Raw genomic sequence first — 21,212 nt, 5'->3', positions numbered from 1 at the left:
TTTTTGCGTCAGTTATTTACTGCTTATGCACCTGTGCTTCGCCTTTTGGTTCTTGTACCTTCACTAGAATCAATTTCGTGATTTCCATCAAGAGGACCGCAGAAGCGGCTAGCGCTAAGGCAATTCCGATTTCCTTCAAGGCAAAGGCTGCAGGGATCGCAAAGACTTCACGCAGACCAGGCAATAAGGTCAGACTGAACAATGCGGCACAGACGACGATGGCAAGTAAGACCATCTTGTTTGAGAGGAATCCAACTTGAAAAGCCGTTTGTGTATTCGACCGAGCCGCAAAGGTTTGCAGCGTACGGCTGAGAATCAATGTCGAGAAGGCCATTGCGACACCCATTTCAGGAGACTGTTGATTTCCTAACCATTGCGCGATGATCACTGCTAAAGCGATCAAAATTCCGCGGTAGGTAACGGAGATCAAGGTCTTGCCGGTAAAGATACCGCTGTCTGGATCTCGTGGCTGACGTTTCATGATGGTCGGCTCAGCCTTTTCCATGCCTAAAGCGATCGCAGGCAGTGAGTCGTTCACAAGGTTGATAAAGAGCAATTGCAGAGCCGTGAAGGGGTTCGCCCAACCAATCACTAACGCAAAGATGATGGCGATGATGGCACCCAAGTTTCCGGCAAACAAGTAAGCAACGGCTTTTTTGATATTATCAAACACATTCCGTCCAACTTCGACGGCTTTGATGATGGAAGCGAAGTTGTCGTCGGTCAAGACCATGGCCGCGGCATCTTTGGCGACATCGGTCCCGGTTCCCATCGCGATCCCAATATCCGCCTGCTTCAGAGCGGGGGCATCATTGACCCCGTCACCAGTCATAGCAGAAATTTTTCCTTTGTCTTGCCACGCGCGTACGATCCGAATTTTATTTTCGGGGGAGACGCGGGCGTAAACGGTGACTTGTTCCAAGCGTTCTGTTAGTTCGGCTTCAGATAACTGATCCAATTCGGCACCAGTCAGCGCAAGATCGCCTTGCTGAAAGATCCCGATTTCCTTGGCGATCGCCACAGCAGTCGTCTTGTGGTCGCCGGTGATCATGACCGTTTGGATGCCCGCAGAGTTTGCGTCTGCTACTGCTTGGAAGACTTCTTCCCGCGGAGGATCGATCATTGCTAATAAGCCGACGAGGATAAGCTCTTCTTCGTCCTCTAAAGACAGGTCGTCTGTTGCAAGTTCTTTATAGGCAAAGGCTAAAACCCGCAGTGCCCGTTCAGAAAAGGCTTCGTTTTGTTTTTGGAAACGAGCTTTGATCTCTGGTGTGAAAGCCACGACTTGTCCATCTAGCAGAACCTTTGAACTGCGTTCGAAGACGATGTCTGGTCCACCTTTTGTGACCATGGTTTTTTTCTGGTCAATGGTGTGGAGCGTCGACATCAGCTTGCGGTCAGAATCAAATGGCAGCTCGGCTTCTCGTGGGTATTTTTTCCGCAGTTCCCGATAAGATTGGTTTTGTTTTTCACTGTAATCAATCAAAGCAATCTCAGTCGGGTCGCCTAATTTTGTGCCGTCTTCACTGATGGTCGCATCGTTTGCCAGTACGCTGATCTCGATCAGCCGCTGTTCATCCGCTTCCCATTGTTTTGGATCCTTCGAAAACTCGCCGCTTTGTCCATCAGCCAAGAAATGGTCCACGACCGTCATTTTGTTTTGGGTCAGGGTACCTGTTTTGTCGGTACAAATAATACTGGTCGATCCCAAAGTTTCCACAGCAGGCAACTTCCGAATGATGGCGTGCTGCTTCGCCATTTTTTTCGTTCCTAGAGAAAGAACGATCGTGACGATCGACTGCAGGGCTTCTGGGATGGCGGCAACCGCAACGGCAACCGCGAACATAAAGGCATTGACGATATCTTGCGTCATATCCGTTGAACCATCTAGGAAAACCCGCATTAGCTGAACGCCTAAGATCACTACGGATAGAACTAAGATCGCGAGACTTAATTTTTTACTGAAGCGATCCAACCCACGCTGAAGGGGTGTTTTTTGTTCGGTCGTGGATTCCAATAGGCCCGCTACTTGACCGATCTCCGTGTCGCCGCCAGTCGCGGTGACTAGGAACTTTCCTCGACCGTAAGTAACGATCGTGCCGCTGAAGACCATATTGATCCGATCACCAATAGGAACATCGCTGGTTAGCAGCGTAAGCTCCTTTTCAGCCGGTGTCGATTCTCCTGTCAACATTCCTTCATCTACTTTCAAGGAACCTTCTTCCAGCAAACGCCCATCCGCCGGCACATAGTCGCCAGCTTCCAGGATCACGATATCGCCGGTGACGATGTCTTTCGCTGGGATGCTCTGTTCCTGTCCGCCGCGAAGAACGCTGGCATCTGGCGCAGAAAGTTTTTTCAAGGCATCCAATGAGCCTTCCGCTTTCTTCGTCTGGATGACACTTACGAACGAGTTCAGCAGCAGGACGGCGAAGATCACGATGGATTCCACATGGGCGCCCATGATCATTTGAACGACTGCTACGATCAGCAAGACGATCACCATGGCGTCCTTAAAGGTTTCTAAAAAGAGTGTCAGAGATGATTTTTTCTTTGCTTCCTTTAACTGGTTAGGGCCGTTTTCTTGCAGCCGCTGTTGTGCTTCGGCTTGGCTCAATCCCTCGGTCGACGAGTGGAAATCCGTTAGCAGTTCCTCTGTTTCTTGTTGATACGCGTGTTTTGTCAATGTAGGTCCTCCAATAATTTTTATTTGCCTTGATTGGGTGTATTTGGCAGTTGATAAGTAATAGGTACGTAGGGTTAATCCATTTAATAGCGGCTAGCTTATCCTTTTTCTAGAACCGTGAAAAATGAATCTATCTTCGCTGCGCATACGATTCCACTAACGTACTGAAGTACGAAGTGGAACTCGCAGCTAGCTCTCAGGGCTAAGAATTCATTTTTTCAAAGAGCGAAAAAATGACCTTATTTTCGTACGCCTATCATTTTTCTAATCACGCGAATCTTCTTCTAAAATTATGTTGATAAATTCTTAGAAGAATTTATCGGGACTTTCGAAGATATATCATTCTACTAACCTGCTGAAGCAGGAAGTAGAACTGACAAAGCGTGAAGAAAAACTGACAGCTAGCTCTGGCTAAGGGGATCATTTTTCTAGAACCGTGAAAAATGAATCTATCTTCGTTGCGCATACGATTCCACTAGCGTACTGAAGTACGAAGTGGAACTCGCAAAAAAAAGAGACCCAAGGCAAGTGTTTAAACTTGTCTTAGGTCTCACCATTTCATACGATACCAGAAAACCATCGCTGGTTAACTTACTGTTGATATCACAACAACAACGTTGCCGGTTACTCCCCTAAGGAGTTATTAATATGTTTAAATCCTAACGGAAATCAATTTCAATTGCAAGATTTATGCTGTCTTGTCTGGATCGCGCATGGAGCGAAGCAGAGGCTGGCCTTGGTGTAGGCGCTTTTCCATAGATATTTATTTTTTATTAAGCGGTTAGTTGCCAGCGACGATCGTTTTGATCGTGCTTTCGTCCAAGCCTTTTAAAACGTGGATCAGCATTTCTCGAGCGGCATCAAAATCAGCGATGCTGAACATCGTTTGGTGGGTATGGATATAGCGTCCGCAAACACCGATCACGGTACTTGGAATGCCTTCATTCGCAGTATGCGCAGCACCGGCATCAGTTCCGCCTTTAGAAACAAAGTATTGGTAAGGGATGTTGTGAGTTTCGGCAGTATCCAATAAATATTCCCGTAAGCGTGGCAGCAGGATCATGCCGGGATCTTGGATACGCAAGAGCGTGCCTTCCCCTAAATGTCCGAAGGTGCCATTGGTTGTCACTAAATCATCCGCCGCAGAGCAGTCCACCGCGAAGAATAGATCGGGTTGGAATTTTGTCACGGCAGGTTTTGCCCCGCGCAGGCCGACTTCTTCTTGAACGTTGGCGCCAGCGATCAAGGTATAATCCAATGTTTCTTTTTGTAGAGCTTCCAAAGCTTCCAGCACAACAGTACAGCCATAACGGTTATCCCAGGCTTTACTGATAATATTTTTGCCATTTGCGGTCTTGACTGTTTCGGTTTGCGGAACGATCGTATCGCCTGGCAAAACACCGTAAGTCAAGGCTTCATCTTTTGATTCAAAGCCGGCATCAAATAAAATATCTTCAACTTTAATTTGACCTTGTCCGCTGGTTCCCCGTAATAAATGCGGCGGCACGGAAGAAGAGATACATGGATAATTGCCTTTAGCAGTTTTTAAGGTAAAGCGTTGCGCAGAAACCACATAAGGATTCCAGCCGCCCAATGGCACGACTTTAAATAATCCCCGGGGCGTGATCTCTGTCAGCATGAAGCCGACTTCGTCCATATGCGCTGCCACCATTACACGTGGTTTGCTTTCATCCGCTTGGCGCAGACCGAAAATACCGCCCAAACCATCTTGCTGCACATCATCCACCAAGGGTGTGATAGCGTCACGCATGTAACTGCGAATATCTTCCTCAAAGCCGCTGGTTCCCTGCAGCTCGGTTAATTCTTTGATTCGTTGAAATGTTTTTTCTTCCATCAATGGTCCTCCTCAAAAGTTAAAATCCGTTCTCATTATAAGCCTTTGGTACCTGAAAATAAATCAATTCAAAATCCAAGAATTGCTGATTTACACGTTCGTTCTCGTCGCCAAAGGTCTTTTGCGTGATTTCCGCCAAGGCTTCTGTAGAGAAATCATCCGCAAAATAGTCTTGGAAAAATTCACGGCTGACGGTTTCGCGACTAGTATAGGAAAAGCGTTTTGTTCGGTAGTAAAGGTTGCGCGCGGCCAAAAAGTCCTTATAGCGTTCGTTTAATAACAAATCAGGATTCTTTTCCTCGTAGGGAGAGAAGAGCTGATCTTCGTCTTTTACGACCCGCAGAATTAGACACCAATCTTTACTAGCTTGGCAGAAATCCAATAATTCTGCTTTTGTCTGCAAAGCGGGATTCATCGCAGAAAAAGCAATGTCATAAAGCTGTTTGTTCTGACGCAAAAACGTTGCTTGATCTTGCTTGATCAACTGAACATTTTCACCAGCTTTGTCCGCAGCCATCTTCAGCATTTCCCCAGAAAGGTCTACGAGGTCATAGTGCGCCGCGTATTTTTGCAGGGAAGGCAGATAACGACCTGACCCGCCAGCCAAGTCTACCAGCGATTGGCAGGGAAGCAGTGCTTGTTCCAATAAAAAATCCCGCAGCTCTTCGGCGATCGGAAATATGGATTCTTGTTGAATTACTTCATACTCTTCGGCAAATTCATCCCAAAATACTTCGAGCTCGTTTAAATAATCAGACATAAGAACCTTCTTTCTAAGAAACGATTGTATCCAGTATACACTGTTAAAAAATGAATGAACATTTGAACGAACCAAAAACATCTCCAGCCGCTTCTTCAGCAGAAAACGGCGGAGATGTCAGGCGTGCAGATTTACAACACTTTCTGCTGCTCGCGTTTGGCGATCATTGGTAAGATCATCCCCAACAGGATCAAGACGATCGGCGTCACGATATTGGAGACGAGCTGGAACATCCAAGAACTAGGATCGGCTGCATAATCGACTTTCGGCAGCATCCCTAAGATACAGGCGAGGATGGTAAAGCCAAAACACCAGAAACCAACGGCGAAACCGAGCTTCGGATTTTTGATAAATTTGTATTCCGAATGAAATTTTTTGTATTGCGCGTTCAGCATCATGTAGGCGAAGAAGACCCAGATGTAACGCATCGGCATCACGATGGAATTCAGATTGGTCAACCATTGCACCAAGATACTCATACTCTTGATCCCGAAGATCGGTAGGATAATGATGATGCTCACCAGAATCCCCGTCAGCAAGTAGCCGTTGACCAACGTTCCTTTCTGATTGCGTTTGCGAAGCCATTGTGGAACATACTCAGGGTCAGCGTCTGAAAGGAGGATCTTCAGCGGCGCGTCGATCGAGAAGGCCAAGGCGGAGGATTGCACCGCGGTTTGAGCCAAGCCATAAATGATCATCAGAAGATTGCCGACACCTAGATGATTTCCTAAAATTTGGAAGGCGCTGTAAGCACCATTGGCCATCAAATCATCTGGAATGTTGTTGCTGTCAAAAAGCATTCCCATTGCTACGGAGCCAAGGACAGCACTCAGGCCGATCATAGTGGCCATAAAAATCATCGCTTTTGGAAAGTTTTTTGTCGGACGGTCAATGGAATTGACATACGGCGAGATCTTTTCCGCACCGCCGACCGCGAAGACCAGCATGGAGATCGTCGCGAAATAATTCAAGTTGAAGTTTGGAATGTAGGTCTGAACATCCCCCATATTTGGCGTGGCGACTTTGAACGCCGGATCGATAAAAGGAACGACCACCGCCAACAGGATGAACAAAATCGACATGATCAGCATCCCAGAGCCGGCGACACTTCCAATGACCTTCAGCGTCGTCAAGCCTTTGGTAGAAAGAAAGAGGAAGATCAGAAAAATGATCAATGAAATAATGGCGACGACTTGCACACTCATATTCGTGGCAACTTCCCCATTTCGTTTGAAGACCCAGCCAAGAGCGATCAGTACCGATTGCGGCTTTTGAGCCAGATAGGTGATATGCACGACCCAATAGGTCCAGGCAGCATAATAGGCCACCTTCCGTTTGCCGGTGGTTTCCTTGACCCAGGAGCTGACCCCGCCGGAGCTGGTTTTAAAGGTAGAGCCCAATTGTCCAACGATCAAGGCGTACGGAACAAAATAGAGCAGCATGATCAATATCCAAGAAACCACGACAGAGATGCCCTGCTGCGCGTAATTATTGACTACATTCCCAAAGCCCCAAACCATACTGAAAGCGATCATGGAAACAGTGAACCATCGAATTTTTTTATCAGCCATTATTTTTCTTCCCTTCCCATAAAAAGTAACAATTAACAACACAATATATAAAGCGCTTTCATCTATGTTATTAAGTATAAAGAAAGATCACTTAAAAATAGCTGATTTTATAGAATTCTAATGACGAATTTTTTTCTTCCTCATTTTCATGTCATTTTTGTCTTTTTGCAGAAAAATGATAGAATAGCTTTTGATAGAAAGACGATTTGAAAAGGGAGTGAATAGATTGGAGATCAAACAAAGTGACAGGGACACCTTGCTCCCGCTATTGGATCGCGTTTTTGAGCAGCAGCACGAAGGCGTATTTGCCGATCGATTGCCAGAGGACAAGGAGCAGGAAATCGCCTTTGGTGCATGGGCGGCAGGCAGGCTGACCGGCGGGATCGTCGGGAAACGGCAATACGACACCCTGCATATTTCGTTGTTGGGTGTTGAGGAAGGCCAGCAGAAATCAGGTATGGGGTCAAAATTGATCCAAGCGATGGAAGCGTGGGCGGTGGAGGAAGACGTGAAGACCCTCACGCTGACCACCAAAGCCTATCAAGCACTGGGCTTCTATTTGAAGCACGGCTATGAGGTCTTTGGAGAGTTGGCAGATGTACCGATGATGGGAACGACAAAATATTATTTGGCCAAAAAAATAAACAGGTGAGGGCGGAGACCCTCATCTGTTTTTTGTTAAAAGTAATAATATTGAACCACTAAGATAGCGATCAGGACTAAAATCCCCGGCAAATAATTAGAGACACGGATTTTTGTCAGCTTCATGACATTCAAGCCGATCGCTAGGATCATCAATCCGCCGATCGCGCTGATCTCGTTCATCAAGCTGTCTAATAATTCCTTCGGTAGGTAGCGAACGATCACACTGGCAAAAATCGTGATCGCCCCTTGATAGAGCAGCACGGGAAAAGCGGAGAATAGGACGCCGATCCCCAAAGAAGCCGTGAGCATGATCGACATGAAGCCATCCATCACCGCTTTTGTGAAGAGGGTCTGGTGGCTGCCGGTAACGCCGCTCTCGATCGCCCCGATGATCCCCATCGATCCGATCACGTAGATCAACGTCGCAGTAACGAAGCCCTCCGCGAAATTACTGTTGCCGCGAGCAAAGCGATTTTCCAAAAATAACCCTAAACGAGTCATGGAGTCTTCGATTTTTAAAAATTCTCCGATCATTCCTCCGAGACAAATACTGATAATGATCACGATAAAGGAACTCGCTTGCATCGACATTTGGATCGCCAAAGCGACGACGCCCAAGGAAATCCCCTTTGTGACAGTATCTTTCGTCTGCTCAGTGATATTTCGCAGGACGATGCCCGAAAAACTTCCTGCGATGATAGCGAGACAGTTCACTATTGACCCCAACAACATAGTATTCACCCATTTCTATGATTTCGATTAAAAAAATATGAAAGCATGTTTAGAAATCATCTTACCACGAGCGCGCTTCTTTTTGAATAGGCAGAAAAAAAGACTGTGTCTTCGTTGGAGACACAGTCTTGAAGCGAATAAGGATCTAACTAAACCGCTTTTTCTCGTTCCCGTTTTGCCAAGGCAGGCATAATGAAGCCTAGACCGATCAGCACGGCGATCCCGACAATGTTGATGATCAGTTCATGCCAGAAGAGGCGTGAACCGTAAGGCGCATCCTGGGGCAAAACACCAAATAAGGTGGCGATGATCGTGACCACTAAGCACCAGCCGCCGACGAAGACGGCCATTCGATCGTTTTTAATGAAGACATACTCCGATTGGAACTTGCGGCTGTCTAAGCGAATTCGAATGAAGGCATAGAAGATCCAGCAAGTCACACCTGGGGAGATGATCCCGTTCAGGTTCAACAGCCAATTGAAAATGTCGTTCATCTCAGGAAGAAAGACGCCTAATAATAAAATGAAGGCACTCAAGGCAGTCGTTAAAATGTAGCCATTGATCGGCAGGCCTTCATCGTTTAATTTCGTCAGTTTTTTCGGCATGAATTGTTTTCCCGTATCCGAGATGAGCATCCGAGTCATGGCGTCCAATAAGACAGCCAGCAAGGCGCACATATAAATGATTTGCGTCACCGCAAAGACGTACATCAGCGTATTTCCTAAATGAAAGAATTCACCCAAGCGCTGAAACGCATAATAGGAACCATTCATCTTCAGATTTCCCGGTAAATGATGGGCATTGAAGAAAACACCCAGTGAGAAGGACCCGAAGACGGTCAAGAAGATCGTCATGACCGTCAGCATGATCATGGCCTTCGGAAATTCCTTTTGCGGCTTTTTCATGCGTGTGACGAAGGGGGCCACCAGCTCAGCGCCGTTGATGGCATAGATCAGCAGGCCGATCGTCGTCAAATAATGAAGATCAAATTTAGGGATGAGTGCCCCTAGATTCATCGGCTGTGTTTCAATGTGACCGTTCGGCATAAATAAGGACGCAAAGGTCATAAAGACGAACAAGAGCGCCATGATGAACATCGCACCGCCGCCTAATGTACTCAATACTTCCAATGATTTTTTGAAGTGGCGCTGCAAGAAAATAAAGGCTAAAAAGACACAGAAGGTCAATAGCGCAAACATGGAATTGGACATTTTGTCCTCCATGGAATCATTGCCGTTGACCAGCCAGCCAAAGCCTACCACGACCGCGTTGGCCGTATCGACGACATAGGGGATCGACGCTGCCCAATACGTCCAAGCCGTGAAATACCCCAAACGATCGCCGCTGGTTCCTCGCACCCACGAGGTCAGTCCGCCGCCTTCATGATTGAAGACCGATCCTAATTGCCCCACCATCAATGAGTAAGGAATGACATATAATAGCAATAAAATAATCCAAGAGGTGATGACTCCCAGCCCTTGATTGGCAAAGTTATAAATAATATCATCAAATCCGATGACAGTAACAAACGACATCATGGCAAGCACTGGCCATGAGATAAAGCTTTTCTTTTCCTCGATCATGTAACATGCTCTCCTTTAGATAAAATTATTTCAGCAGAGCAGTCCATGACGGCGGCTTGTTTCGATAAGTCACGATGGTCCCCTTTCTGTTCGCAAAATACGATCTATCATCCCATAAAAGAGGGAAATAAGCGAGTAAAAACTGCTTTTTTTAGTAGTTTAGCATAGATTCGTTTCTAGGATAGAAGTGTCTGATCAAAGGCTCTTTCTGTTCAATCCTGATCATATTGGCTATACTGGACCTAGAAGAAAAGGAGGGCGTTTCAATGAATGAATTTTTAGCCGAAGAAGAAATGGAAAAATCGGAAGAAAAAAATCCGATGATGTTAAAATTATTGAAGCAACGTACGATTTTGATTTATGGTGAGATCACCCAAGACTTGGCAAAAGCCGTGACAGAACAGTTGCTGTATCTGTCTGCGATCAATGATGAGCCCATCACGATGTTCATCAACAGCCAAGGAGGACATGTAGAATCTGGCGACACGATTCATGATGTGATCCGTTTCATCAAACCAAAAGTAAAAATGATCGGGACCGGCTGGGTAGCCAGTGCAGGAATCACGATTTATTTGGCTGCGGATAAAAAAGACCGCTACAGCTTGCCGAATACACGCTACATGATCCATCAGCCGGCAGGCGGCGTCCAAGGGCAATCGACAGAGATCCAAATCGAAGCCAAAGAGATCTTGCGTATGCGCAAACGCGTAAACAAACTGATCGCCAAAGCGACAGGCCAAACATTGGAAAAGATCGAAAAAGACACCGATCGTAATTTCTGGCTTTCTGCGGAAGAAGCAAAGGACTACGGCATCGTTGGAAAAATCGTCGAATCCGATTCAGCTGTAAAATAATCAATGAGTAAACAGAGATGGGAAAACCCCGTCTCTTTTTTTGCTTTTAAATAGAGAAAATCGGTTATTTTTGAAGAAAAATGGATAGACAAGAAAAAGTGAATCTGATAAGGTTAGAAGAAAAATAAAATTTGATGTGAAAATTTTAAGGAGGAAGAGGTTTTGGGAGCGAAATTAAAAGAGTTACTAGGATTGCCTTCATTGCGCGATGCTCAATTAATGAGTGGGCAAAATTGTTTGAACCAAACAGTCACATCGCTGTCTTTTTTAGATATTTCAGATATGGACGACTACCTGCCAGTATTTGAGACCAACGAGTACCACTCAGGCGAGCTGGCCTTGACTTCTTTTTTCAACATCAAAGACGACGTGGCAAAGCAATGTGAGACGATCCAACAGCTGCACAAAATGGGCGGCTTAGGGATCATTCTCTATTATGTGGGGATCGTGGTCCCAAGACTGTCCTCAGAGGTCATCAACAGGGCGGAGGACTTGGACTTCGTCATTATCCAAATGCCTAAAAATCAAAACCAGATTCGTTACAGTGAAGTGATCGTAGAGGCGACAGCCGCGATACTGAAGGAACGAACGACCGAGAATATCGTGAATGAAGTGCTGGAAAAGGCCTCGCTGCTGCCAGAGCATCTGCGCAATGTAGAAGTAACGCTGAAGCTGCTCTCTGATTTTTTGCGGATCAACATTTTACTGATGAATCCTGATAACGAAAGGATCCATCAGGTCAAATGGCCGCGGAACTCTTCAACAGATCTGGAGCGGCTGGTGAGGCGCGTTGCCCTAGAGGACGGCGATCAAGTCTCAAAAGATGAATTCTCGATCTTTTACAAGGAGCTCTACCACAAGGAAAATGGATTGCTGCGTTTTTATTTGTTGAAGGAGCACGAGCTGTTAACAGAATTTGAGTGCGGTCAATCTGTCGAGCTGTTGCAGGTCGCGATGAACTTGTGGGGGAAAAAACACGGAGAGATCAGTGAATATGCCTTGATACGGGCCATTTTGAATGATGAAAGTGAAAAGATGTATCGCTTGGCGAATCATTTGAAGATCGACGTCAAGGGGATCGGATTGATGTGGCTGCTGCAACTGAATGATCTGAGGGAAGAGAAGGCCTTGAAGCAGGACATCCTGTCCTATGCATCTAAATTTTATGGAACGTGTGTCGCCCAATTGATAGACGATCAATTGATCGTGCTGCTGGGAGATTACTGCCACAATGATTCTGAGTTGGAATTGGGCGGCGTGTATGTCGAGAACAGCCCGTACCAAGAGATGATCGACAGCATCGTTTTGTGCCCGCGACTGCGAAATACAGCAGATGTTCGTGCCACCTATCAGCTAGTCAATCGAGTGGGGCTGCAACTGCCGAAGCTGTTTCACGGGAAAAAGAGTTTTTCAATCAGTGAGATCCGGCAAGTTGCTTATGCGAGTAAGCTGATCCAGGCAGGCGAGGCTGAGATCGAAGAAACCTTGAATGTGCTTGGTCCGATCATGGACAGCAAAGAACAGCTAACGACCCTGTGCAGCTTTTTACTGGATGCAGGAGCAGACTTCCAAGTGTGCAGCGAGCAATTGTTTATCCACAAGAACACGGTGAAATACCGAATCAAAAAAATCAGTGAAGCGTTAGGCTATAACGTCATGCGCTTTTCTGAGAGCTACGAATGTTATGTCGCTTGTTTGACACTGCGGCTGATTGGTTTATAAAAAAGAAGCGGCTCGATCGTTGATCGAAACGCTTCTTTTTTTATAGTAAAGCTACTAGCGCACGGACATCGGCTTCTTCGGTCGCCCAGCTCGTTGCGAAACGAATCACGGTGTGGCTGTCGTCGTAGGCTTCCCAGAAACTGAAAGCGACAGACTTCTTCAGCTCTTCCATTTGCTTGTTTTCCAAAATGATGAATTGTTGATTCGTAGGAGAGTCCAAGTAGAAGCGGTACTGCTTTTCAGCCAATCCTTGTTTCAGCAGCATCGCCATGGCGATCGCGTGTTCACTGATCTTGAAATACAATTGATCCGTGAAGAGCGTATCGAATTGCAGCCCCAGCAGGCGTCCTTTGGCCAACAGCGCACCTTGCTGTTTCATGTGGGCGACAAAGTATTCCGGCAAATTATTTTTCGTGAAGACGATGGCCTCGCCTAAAAGAGCACCGACTTTGGTTCCGCCGATATAGAAGACGTCGCAGTATTCTGCGATCAGCGGCAAGGTCAAATCAGACGCCGGACTAGCAAGTCCGTAGCCTAAACGAGCGCCGTCTAAAAAGAGCGGGATGTTGTATTCACGGCAAACCCCAGAGATAGCTGCCAATTCGTCCTTTGAGTACAACGTGCCATACTCGGTTGGGTGGGAGAGATAGACCATGCCAGGGAAAACCATGAATTCCCGATTGTCATCTCTCCAAAAGTTTTCAAGCAAGGTGCGGATTTGCGCTGCGGATATTTTCCCGTCAGTCTGAGGAAGACTCAGCACCTTGTGGCCTGTAAATTCGATCGCACCTGTCTCATGTGTCGTGATATGACCGGTCTCTGCCGCGATGACGCCTTCAATTTTTTTCAGTAAAGAGGCGATGACTAAGGCATTGGTCATCGTTCCACCAGCGATAAATTGGACATCGGCTTCAGGGCAAAGACAGGCCTGTCGGATTTTCTCCACTGCAGAGGCAGAGTATTTGTCCCGCCCGTACCCGCTTAATTTTTCATTGTTCGTCTCGATCATTCGCTGCAAGATCTGTTCATGGGCACCCTCTAGATAATCACTTTCAAAATTTAACATAAAAACTCCTTTCGGCTTCTCGTAGTCTCTTTCATTGTATCAGAATCTTTGGCTGCGAAAACAAAAAAACGCATGGACGTTGCTCGTCCATACGCGTTAGGAGCCAGTCGCTTAAAGCTCGAGAGTCTCACCGACTGCCATGACTTTACCGACATTCTCCGGCAATAGCTTGACGAAGGCTTCGGGGTCTTGTTTGATGACTGGGAATGTATTGTAGTGGATCGGTACGACTTGCTTGGCTTTCAATCGTTTCGCTGCACTCGCCGCTTCGTGAGGGCCCATCGTGAAATTATCGCCGATCGGCAAGAAGGCCACGTCGATATCAAAGGCGTCACCAAATAGTGCCATGTCGCCAAAATTCGAGGTATCGCCGGCATGATAGATCGTTTTTCCTTCTGCCTGTACAATAAATCCCGCGGGTTCCCCCATGTAGAGGGTCTGACCGTCCACCTCATAGCCTGAGCTATGTTGAGCGTGGACCATCTTGACGCGGCCAAAGGGAAAATCAAATTTCCCGCCAATATTCATTCCGTGTGTCTTTTTCACCCCGTTCTTTTCAGCAAACGTACAGATCTCCACGATACTGATGATGGTGGCGTCGTTGCGCTTTGCGATCGGCACCATGTCGCCGATGTGATCGCTGTGTCCGTGGGTAACCAAGATCCAATCGGCTGTTACATCCTCTGCGTCTAAGTCGGTCAATGAATTTCCTGTGATAAACGGATCAAACAATAATTTTTGTCCATCCTCCATAACGATGGATAAGACAGAGTGACCATGATACGTGAGTTTCATTCTGCTTCCTCCTCTTTATACCTCTCCATTATAACGAAGTCCCTCTATTATAAGTAAGCTTTTGCTTTCCAATGAAATCGTTTAAACTAGAAGAAAAGCGACTATGGAGGGAAACGTATGAAGCTGACAATGGATTCGAAGGTACAGGCGCAGGGCGTATCACTGGCCTATAGCGTGATCAGATTTAAAAACGAGGCCTATAATGAACAGGTGTGGCAGGAATTGCTCACGCCGTTGATCCAGACGATCGAAGCCGAGGATTCGACGGATACGATCAAGGAAGATCCGCAGATCATTGCTGCAAAGAAGGTCTATCGACAGTTAGGAAAAGACCCCGCCCGCTTCAGACCGTCCTCTGACAGCTTGTGGCGACGAGTCGTTCAGCAAAAGGGCCTGTATCAAATCAACGGATTGGTAGATGTAAACAATTATTTTTCCTTAAAATGGAAGGTGCCCTTTGGTTCGTACGATCTTGATAAGGTCACAGAGCCGATCTGCTTAACAGTAGGACCCGCGGAGGCACGCTATGCAGGGATCGGAAATAAATCCGTGAATATCGAAAATTTACTGGTGCTGACGGATGAAGAAGGCCCCTTTGGCAGTCCGACAGCAGACGCGACCCGAGGAATGATCTGTGAGGAGACGACACGGGCGTTGGTGGTAGGCTACCAGTTTGGCGGGGAAGCGGTCGTTGACCAAGCAGAGGTAAAAAGAGTTTTAGAAACGATATTGACGGATTGCCAAGTGCTGGAACAAGGGTGTATCTAAAAAACTTCTGAAAGCAAAGAGTAACTGTATCCGAAGAAAAAGGCGCGTGACAAGCTGTTTGCCACGCGCCTTTTTCTTATTCCCAATTTTTGCAGACATCGACCCATTGCGTGAACTGTGTGTAGTTTTCCAGCTCTGGGATCGTCAATTCAATGGCGTTGTTTGCACTGCCGCATGCGGGATAGACACTGTCGAAGCGCTTCAAGGATTCGTCCAGATACACGCGGATGCCTGGATTGATCCCGAAAGGACAAACACCGCCGACAGGATGCCCGATCGTTGCTTCTACTTCGTCCGCCTTCAGCATCAAGGCCCGTTCGCCGAACATCGCCTTGTACTTTACATTGTCGATCTTCGCGTCGCCAGCCGTGACGATCAGAAGACTGTCTCCTGCCTTTTTCAATTTAAAAGACAAGGTTTTGGCGATACGTTCAGGGGCGCAGTCCAGCGCCTGTGCCGCCAGCTCGACGGTTGCGCTGGAGACTGGGAATTCTTGGATGCGATCAGCTATCCCATAATGAGAAAAATACGCTTTTACCGTTTTAACAGACATTCAGTTTCCTCCTTAAAAGCCAATTGATACTGTTTATTTTGTTAATTATTAATGATACACGCTTTACCGAACACAGTAAATCATATTTTGGTAGAATAAAAGAAGAGCTTTCACGGAGGAATCGATATGAAAGAAGATAAAAAGAAATTATTAGCTAAAATTGCTTATATGTATTATGAACAAGAATTAACACAAGCACAGATCGCTAAAGAGCTGGCGATCTATCGGACGACCGTCAGCCGCATGCTGAGTCAGGCAAAAGCAGAAGGCATCGTGGAGATCAAGATCAACCATTTTGACGCGAGCTTGTTCGAGCTGGAGGAGCAACTGAAGCAGACCTTTGGCTTAACTGCGGTGGAGCTGGTTCCGACAGATAACGATGCCAGTGAAGAGGCCAAAGAGGAAGCACTGGCGGAAGCCGCGGGTGCTTGGATTCGTCGGCAGCTAACGGATGAGCTGGTGATCGGTCTGTCTTGGGGCGCTAGTGTCGGCAGAGCGGTCAATGCCATTGATCCCAAGCAGCTGTCCAATGTCTCGGTCGTTCCAGTGGTGGGCGGCCCCAGTCATATCAATTCCCGCTACCATGTGAATACCCTTGTCTACGAATTGGCCCGAAAGTTAAACGGGCACAGCCTGTTTGTCAATGCGACAGTGATCCAAGAAACCAAGGAACTCGCGGAGGGGATCGTTCATTCAAAATACTTTCATGAGTTGCGAGACTACTGGAAACGTCTGGATCTGGTGATCGTCGGTGTCGGCGGTCCTCTGAGCTATCAAAAGAGTCAATGGCGAGATTTGCTGTCTGCTGAAGATTTTGAAGAGCTGAAATTAAGAGAAGCGGTGGGGGATTGCTGCTGCCGGTTTTATGACAGCGATGGGAAGCTTTTGAATGGTTCCTTGAATCAGCGAACCATCGGCATTTCCTTAGAGACATTGGCTGATGTGCCGCAGTCTGTAGGGATCGCCCGAGGGGTCACGAAGGCCCGCTCGATCGTGCCGCTGCTGAAAAAAGGGTCCCTTAAAACGCTGATCACCGATCAAGAGACGGCTAAGGAAATTTTACGACTAAATCAACGAAAGTAGTTTTTTAAAAAAAAGTGCACATTTGTGCGATCGTTAAGGAATATTTTTCAGCGAAGGGCGTGGTAGAACGCTTTTCGCTTTTTTTGTCGGGAGAAGGCAGAAAAATCGTCAGCGAGATGCTATGCTTGTCCTATAGAAAAAACAAAGGAGCGTTCTCAACATGGAATTTATGCTAGATACAGCCAATCTTGCTGCAATAAAAGAATTTGCCGAATTTTTACCAATTGCGGGTGTGACGTCGAATCCCTCGATCGTCAAAAAAGAAGGGAAGATCGATTTCTTCCAGCATATGAAAGACATTCGCGGCATCATCGGGGATCATCGTTCACTGCACGTGCAGGTCGTCGCGACGGATTACGAGGGCATCATCAAGGACGCTGAAACGATTTTAGCGAATATCGATCAAAAGGTCTTTATCAAGGTCCCTGTAAACGAGCCTGGGTTGAAGGCGATCAAGGAGCTGAAACGGCGCGGAGTCAACGTCACCGCCACGGCTATCTATACGAAATTTCAAGCCTACTTGGCAATTGCGGCCGGTGCAGATTACATCGCCCCTTACTTCAATCGCATGGAAAATCTGAATATCGATCCTCGGGAAGCGATAGTCGAAATGGCGGAAGAGATCGCCCGGACAGAGAGCGATACAAAAATTTTAGCAGCCAGCTTCAAAAATGTTGGGCAAGTCAACGCAGCTCTAGAAAATGGCAGTCATGCAGCGACAATGGGAGTGGATATTATCCAGCAAGCCTTCGCAATGCCGTCTATCGCACAAGCGGTGACTGATTTTACAGGAGATTGGGAAGCCATCTTTGGTGAAGGAACCACGATCGCTGATTTATAATTCAATGATTTTGGACTGTAGACCCACAGGTGTCTGCAGTCTTTTTTTGGTAGGTGTGATCGGTGAAGGAAGGTCCAAGCCTTTTTCTTCAATAAGGTCCTCAGTGGGTGGTAAGCTAAAGAAGAGGTGAGAAAGATGCAGGAGATCCAAAAAGAATGGGCACAGTGGAAATATTTCGTTATGGCGCGTTCGCAAAAAGAGTACCTTGCCTTGCGTCAGCTTTTTTCCGGTAATCACTGGTCAGAGGAAAAGACGGAAGAATTTTATCAGCATTTGGAACGGGTGAAAAAGATGCCTGTTGACTTGAAAGCACAACGAAATGCGTATGAACACGTCTGGGGTTATTTCAAGAAGACCGCCACACCAGAGGAAAGAGCACAGTTTTTTCTTTTGCTGGAGCAGATGACCGAAACAGAAGACCACGCATTGCCCTACTTAAAAAAATTAGCTGAAACGTATCAATCAGCGTATCTTTTAGACGGGCACTTATTCGACTAAGCAAATCGTTTCCGATTTTCAGACAGGATATTTATAATGAACCGATATGGAGGGATGTACGAATGGATACACGTGCAATTGTAATAGAAGAATATGGTCATGCAGACCAATTAAAAGAAAGCACCGTCACTTTGCCTGAATTGGGCGAGCATCAAGTATTGGTAAGGGTAAAAGCAACATCGGTCAATCCGATTGACTGGAAGCTGCGTGAAGGATACTTGGCGCAAATGATGCCTTGGGAATTTCCGATTATTTTAGGCTGGGATGTAGCCGGAGAAATCGCGGAAGTCGGTTCAGCAGTGAAGGACTGGCACGTAGGTCAAGAAGTTTTCGCGCGCCCTGAAACAACACGCTTTGGTACATATGCCGATTATGCGATCGTAGACGATCATCTATTGGCAAACAAACCGGCTGCCGTTTCTTTTGAAGATGCAGCAGCGGTGCCTTTAGCAGGATTAACGGCGTATCAAGCACTTTTCACCCACGGAAAACTAAAAGCAGGGGAAAAAGTCTTGATCCATGCAGGTGCTGGCGGTGTCGGGATCTACGCGATTCAGTTAGCTAAGAATGCTGGTGCAACAGTCATCACTACAGCGAGTGAAAAAAATCATGCCTTGCTGAAGGAATTAGGGGCCGATCAAACGATCGATTATCATACTACTGATTTTTCAGAAGTGCTGGAAGACATCGATTTGGTCTTTGATACAATGGGCGGCGATGTTCAAGCGGACAGCTTCAACGTATTGAAGGAAAACGGTCGTCTGATCTCGATCGTGAGCCAACCCGATGAAGAGTTAGCGAAGACGATCGCTGTGGCAGAAAGCATCTGGTTGAAGCCAGATGGAGAACAGCTGCAAGAAATCGCTGATCTAATGGCTGAAGGAAAAGTAAAGAGTGTCGTTGGGCACACGTATCCTTTAACAGCAGAGGGTGTAAAAGACGCGCATGAATTAAGTGCGACGCATCATGCAAAAGGAAAAATCGTTTTAAAAAATGACTAATACGAAAGCTGCGCCAAAATAATGGCGCAGCTTTTTTGTGTCTTCTGATTAGTGCACGCTATGAAAACGAACAGACGGAGAGAAAACGAAACAGGATTTGACAGAGGTGCTGTTTATCGGTATCGTTAAAATACAATGAGAACGATACCGAGGAGGAATAGTATGAGCCAGATCACAGAGAGTATTGCCTTTTTAAAGGAGCAACGATGGGTCGACTTGAGCCACAGCATTTCTGGAGAGATCCCTTATTTTCAATCCTTCCAGCCGATGCAGGAAAAAACATTGGTCACAGTGAAGGAAGATGGTTTTTTTGCGAAAGAGTACCAGCTTGTTACCCAATACGGGACGCACATCGATGCCCCTGTCCATTTTGTTGAACATCGACAATCTGTCGATCAGTTGGCGATCAAAGATTTCTTGCTTCCTCTAATCGTCATCAATAAAGAAAAAGAAGTCGAAGAAAATCCTGATTATTCTTTGACAGTTGAAGATATCCTTTCCTTTGAAGCCGCCTTTGGAAAGATTCCAGCAGAAAGCTTTGTCGCTTTTGCCAGCGGCTGGTCGAAGCGTTGGAAAAAGGTCGACGCCTTTTACAATCTGGATTCGGAGGGGCAGGCACATACGCCGGGCTGGTCATTGGACGCGCTGAAATTCTTGCACGAAGAACGGCAAGTAACGGCGATCGGGCATGAAACATTGGATACGGATTCCGCGATGGACTGCAAAAAGAATGGCGGCCTGATCGGCGAGCTTTATTGGCTGAAACAGGACAAGTTCCAAGTCGAAGTGTTGAACCGTCTGACAGAGCTTCCTCCAGTTGGCGGTGCGATCTCCATCGGTGTACCAAAAGTCAAAGACGCTCCCGGATTCAACGTTCGCGCACTTGCGATCCTTCCAGCAGAGTAAAAAACAAGGTTTCGTTTAAAAAACGAAGCCTTGTTTTTTTAGGAAGTCCATGGTATCCGCGCGTCTCGGGGAGCCGAAGTGTTGGCGTACTTTGTCTGACCAATTGCTTTCCTGCGTATTCGTCCGACGTGCTTGATAGTAAGCAGTCATCGTTTCATCATAGGCGTCGATCAACTCCGGTGTCATTGTACGATACGTGTTGGTTCCAAGCATCGCAGAAATCGGCATCCGGGGCTTGACCTCGTTTTTTGCAGCAGGGTAGCCAATGAACATCCCGAAGACGGGGTAGGTCAATTCAGGCAGCTCCAGCAATTCTTTGATATCGAACAAGGCGTTTCGGATGCCTCCTACATAGCAGATACCTAAACCAACAGATTCCGCATACACAGCCATCGACTGTGCCGCCAATGTTGCGTCAACAATCGCGACAACTAGCGATTCCATCGTTCGTAAGTGTTCCGTAGCGTCGTTGTGACGGGCTAAAACCTGGGCGTGTTTGTTCAAATCAGCGACAAAAATAGACAAGCTGCCGTTAGTTCCATTATCGACAGGAAAATTTGCGATTTCCTCGATCGCTTTTCTTTTCTCAGGGTCCGTGATCTCAATGATAGAGAAGGCCTGTAAAAAGTTCGAGCTGCTGGCGCTTTGCGCGGCTAAGAGCAATTGTTCCTTCAACGGTTGCGACACTGTTTCTTCGGTAAATGATCGAACGGATGAATGATGGATCATCGTTTCAAAAAGTTCCATTAAAAAGCCTCCTTTTTTTATCAGCATAATGCTGCCTCCGATAGAAGTAAAGGAGAAAAGCGGCGGGCATATACATTGTATCGATCATTGACTAAGAGCGTCGAATCTCCGGGACTTCCCACGCATACGATCCTACCCTTTCGATAGGAAGTCCGAAGCGAATGTGTAAAACACGAACATTATGGTAAAAAAATCTGATTGTATTCATAATTTTCTAATCGTTTTGTCATCACTGTGCTATAATGAGAAACAATTATCTGAAGGGAGTTATGCATATGCGTGGCGTAGTAACAGTTATTGGGAAAGACAAGGTGGGCATCATCGCGGGTGTCAGTCAAAAATTAGCGGAACAAAAGATCAATATCCTTGATGTGTCTCAAACGATCATGGGTGATTTTTTTACAATGATGATGTTAGTCGATTTGACCAATGCTGAAAAAGATTTTGAAGGGGCGCGAGAGCAGCTTCATGAATTAGGGTCAACACTAGGTGTGAAAATCAGTATTCAAAATCAAGAAATTTTTGACACGATGCATAAATTATAAG

The 21,212-nt window shown here is 46.5% G+C and carries 20 protein-coding genes; 10 read left to right on the top strand and 10 right to left on the bottom strand.

Translation table 11 applies throughout. The features are described from left to right. Positions 1-16 precede the first annotated feature (16 nt). From A5868_RS12100 to A5868_RS12085, 4 genes are all read right to left on the bottom strand, one after another. The gene (locus A5868_RS12100; RefSeq protein WP_086303342.1) at positions 17-2,686 is read right to left on the bottom strand and encodes a cation-translocating P-type ATPase; all 2,670 of its coding nucleotides are present in this window, start codon (positions 2,684-2,686) and stop codon (positions 17-19) included. A 781-nt stretch (positions 2,687-3,467) separates the two neighbouring features. Then, positions 3,468-4,541, bottom strand: coding sequence for a glutamyl aminopeptidase (pepA, locus tag A5868_RS12095; protein WP_086303343.1), 1,074 nt, complete (start codon positions 4,539-4,541; stop codon positions 3,468-3,470). Between the two features lie 19 nt (positions 4,542-4,560). Beyond that, positions 4,561-5,301 (bottom strand): class I SAM-dependent methyltransferase, encoded by a 741-nt coding sequence (locus tag A5868_RS12090; RefSeq protein WP_086303344.1) that lies wholly within the window; start codon positions 5,299-5,301, stop codon positions 4,561-4,563. Between the two features lie 131 nt (positions 5,302-5,432). Further along, positions 5,433-6,872: an amino acid permease gene (locus tag A5868_RS12085; RefSeq protein ID WP_086303345.1), complete on the bottom strand. Its 1,440-nt coding sequence runs from the start codon at positions 6,870-6,872 to the stop codon at positions 5,433-5,435. Between the two features lie 226 nt (positions 6,873-7,098). On the opposite strand from A5868_RS12085, the gene A5868_RS12080 reads away from it, so the two are divergent. Next, a complete protein-coding gene (locus A5868_RS12080; protein ID WP_010779816.1) occupies positions 7,099-7,524 on the top strand; it encodes a GNAT family N-acetyltransferase in 426 nt (141 codons plus the stop codon). 26 nt (positions 7,525-7,550) lie between these two features. On the opposite strand, the gene A5868_RS12075 is transcribed toward A5868_RS12080, so the two are convergent. Together A5868_RS12075 and A5868_RS12070 are read right to left on the bottom strand one after the other, a co-directional pair. Then, positions 7,551-8,249 (bottom strand): DUF554 domain-containing protein, encoded by a 699-nt coding sequence (locus A5868_RS12075; RefSeq protein ID WP_010779817.1) that lies wholly within the window; start codon positions 8,247-8,249, stop codon positions 7,551-7,553. A 149-nt stretch (positions 8,250-8,398) separates the two neighbouring features. Then, positions 8,399-9,832, bottom strand: coding sequence for an amino acid permease (locus A5868_RS12070; RefSeq protein WP_010779818.1), 1,434 nt, complete (start codon positions 9,830-9,832; stop codon positions 8,399-8,401). A 266-nt stretch (positions 9,833-10,098) separates the two neighbouring features. Between A5868_RS12070 and A5868_RS12065 the strand changes: the two genes are divergently transcribed. Further along, positions 10,099-10,686: an ATP-dependent Clp protease proteolytic subunit gene (locus A5868_RS12065; RefSeq protein ID WP_010779819.1), complete on the top strand. Its 588-nt coding sequence runs from the start codon at positions 10,099-10,101 to the stop codon at positions 10,684-10,686. Positions 10,687-10,848: 162 nt separating this feature from the next. After that, positions 10,849-12,408, top strand: coding sequence for a PucR family transcriptional regulator (locus tag A5868_RS12060; RefSeq protein ID WP_086303346.1), 1,560 nt, complete (start codon positions 10,849-10,851; stop codon positions 12,406-12,408). Positions 12,409-12,448: 40 nt separating this feature from the next. Here A5868_RS12060 and A5868_RS12055 read toward each other — a convergent pair whose 3' ends face one another. Together A5868_RS12055 and A5868_RS12050 are read right to left on the bottom strand one after the other, a co-directional pair. Beyond that, the gene (locus A5868_RS12055) at positions 12,449-13,474 is read right to left on the bottom strand and encodes a threonine aldolase family protein (RefSeq protein ID WP_010779821.1); all 1,026 of its coding nucleotides are present in this window, start codon (positions 13,472-13,474) and stop codon (positions 12,449-12,451) included. A 111-nt stretch (positions 13,475-13,585) separates the two neighbouring features. Next, positions 13,586-14,269, bottom strand: coding sequence for a metal-dependent hydrolase (locus A5868_RS12050; RefSeq protein WP_086303347.1), 684 nt, complete (start codon positions 14,267-14,269; stop codon positions 13,586-13,588). 117 nt (positions 14,270-14,386) lie between these two features. On the opposite strand from A5868_RS12050, the gene A5868_RS12045 reads away from it, so the two are divergent. After that, entirely contained in the window at positions 14,387-15,037 is a 651-nt protein-coding gene (locus A5868_RS12045) for a B3/B4 domain-containing protein (RefSeq protein WP_086303348.1), read from the top strand. A 76-nt stretch (positions 15,038-15,113) separates the two neighbouring features. Here A5868_RS12045 and A5868_RS12040 read toward each other — a convergent pair whose 3' ends face one another. After that, complete coding sequence (locus tag A5868_RS12040) at positions 15,114-15,590, bottom strand: YbaK/EbsC family protein (RefSeq protein WP_086303349.1); 477 nt, start codon at positions 15,588-15,590, stop codon at positions 15,114-15,116. Positions 15,591-15,716: 126 nt separating this feature from the next. On the opposite strand from A5868_RS12040, the gene A5868_RS12035 reads away from it, so the two are divergent. The 5 genes from A5868_RS12035 (at position 15,717) to A5868_RS12015 (ending at position 19,919) form a co-directional block, all read left to right on the top strand. Next, the gene (locus A5868_RS12035; RefSeq protein WP_086303350.1) at positions 15,717-16,673 is read left to right on the top strand and encodes a sugar-binding transcriptional regulator; all 957 of its coding nucleotides are present in this window, start codon (positions 15,717-15,719) and stop codon (positions 16,671-16,673) included. A 160-nt stretch (positions 16,674-16,833) separates the two neighbouring features. After that, positions 16,834-17,514, top strand: a complete 681-nt coding sequence (locus A5868_RS12030) for a fructose-6-phosphate aldolase (protein WP_086303351.1) — start codon at positions 16,834-16,836, stop codon at positions 17,512-17,514. Positions 17,515-17,649: 135 nt separating this feature from the next. Beyond that, on the top strand, positions 17,650-18,012 hold the full coding sequence (locus A5868_RS12025; protein WP_010779827.1) for a YbgA family protein: 363 nt from the start codon (positions 17,650-17,652) through the stop codon (positions 18,010-18,012). Positions 18,013-18,074: 62 nt separating this feature from the next. Beyond that, complete coding sequence (locus tag A5868_RS12020) at positions 18,075-19,013, top strand: NADP-dependent oxidoreductase (protein ID WP_086303352.1); 939 nt, start codon at positions 18,075-18,077, stop codon at positions 19,011-19,013. A 162-nt stretch (positions 19,014-19,175) separates the two neighbouring features. After that, positions 19,176-19,919: a cyclase family protein gene (locus tag A5868_RS12015; RefSeq protein WP_010779829.1), complete on the top strand. Its 744-nt coding sequence runs from the start codon at positions 19,176-19,178 to the stop codon at positions 19,917-19,919. A 15-nt stretch (positions 19,920-19,934) separates the two neighbouring features. Here A5868_RS12015 and A5868_RS12010 read toward each other — a convergent pair whose 3' ends face one another. Then, positions 19,935-20,666: an NADPH-dependent oxidoreductase gene (locus tag A5868_RS12010; protein WP_086303353.1), complete on the bottom strand. Its 732-nt coding sequence runs from the start codon at positions 20,664-20,666 to the stop codon at positions 19,935-19,937. A 275-nt stretch (positions 20,667-20,941) separates the two neighbouring features. On the opposite strand from A5868_RS12010, the gene A5868_RS12005 reads away from it, so the two are divergent. Beyond that, a complete protein-coding gene (locus A5868_RS12005) occupies positions 20,942-21,211 on the top strand; it encodes an ACT domain-containing protein (protein ID WP_086303354.1) in 270 nt (89 codons plus the stop codon). Position 21,212 lies beyond the last annotated feature (1 nt).

The sequence above is a fragment of the Enterococcus sp. 12F9_DIV0723 genome, from assembly GCF_002174375.1.
In the GTDB taxonomy this organism is placed as follows: domain Bacteria; phylum Bacillota; class Bacilli; order Lactobacillales; family Enterococcaceae; genus Enterococcus_A; species Enterococcus_A gilvus.
The sequence above is the reverse complement of the archived record's forward strand: the minus strand, read 5'-3'. Positions and strand labels throughout refer to the sequence as shown.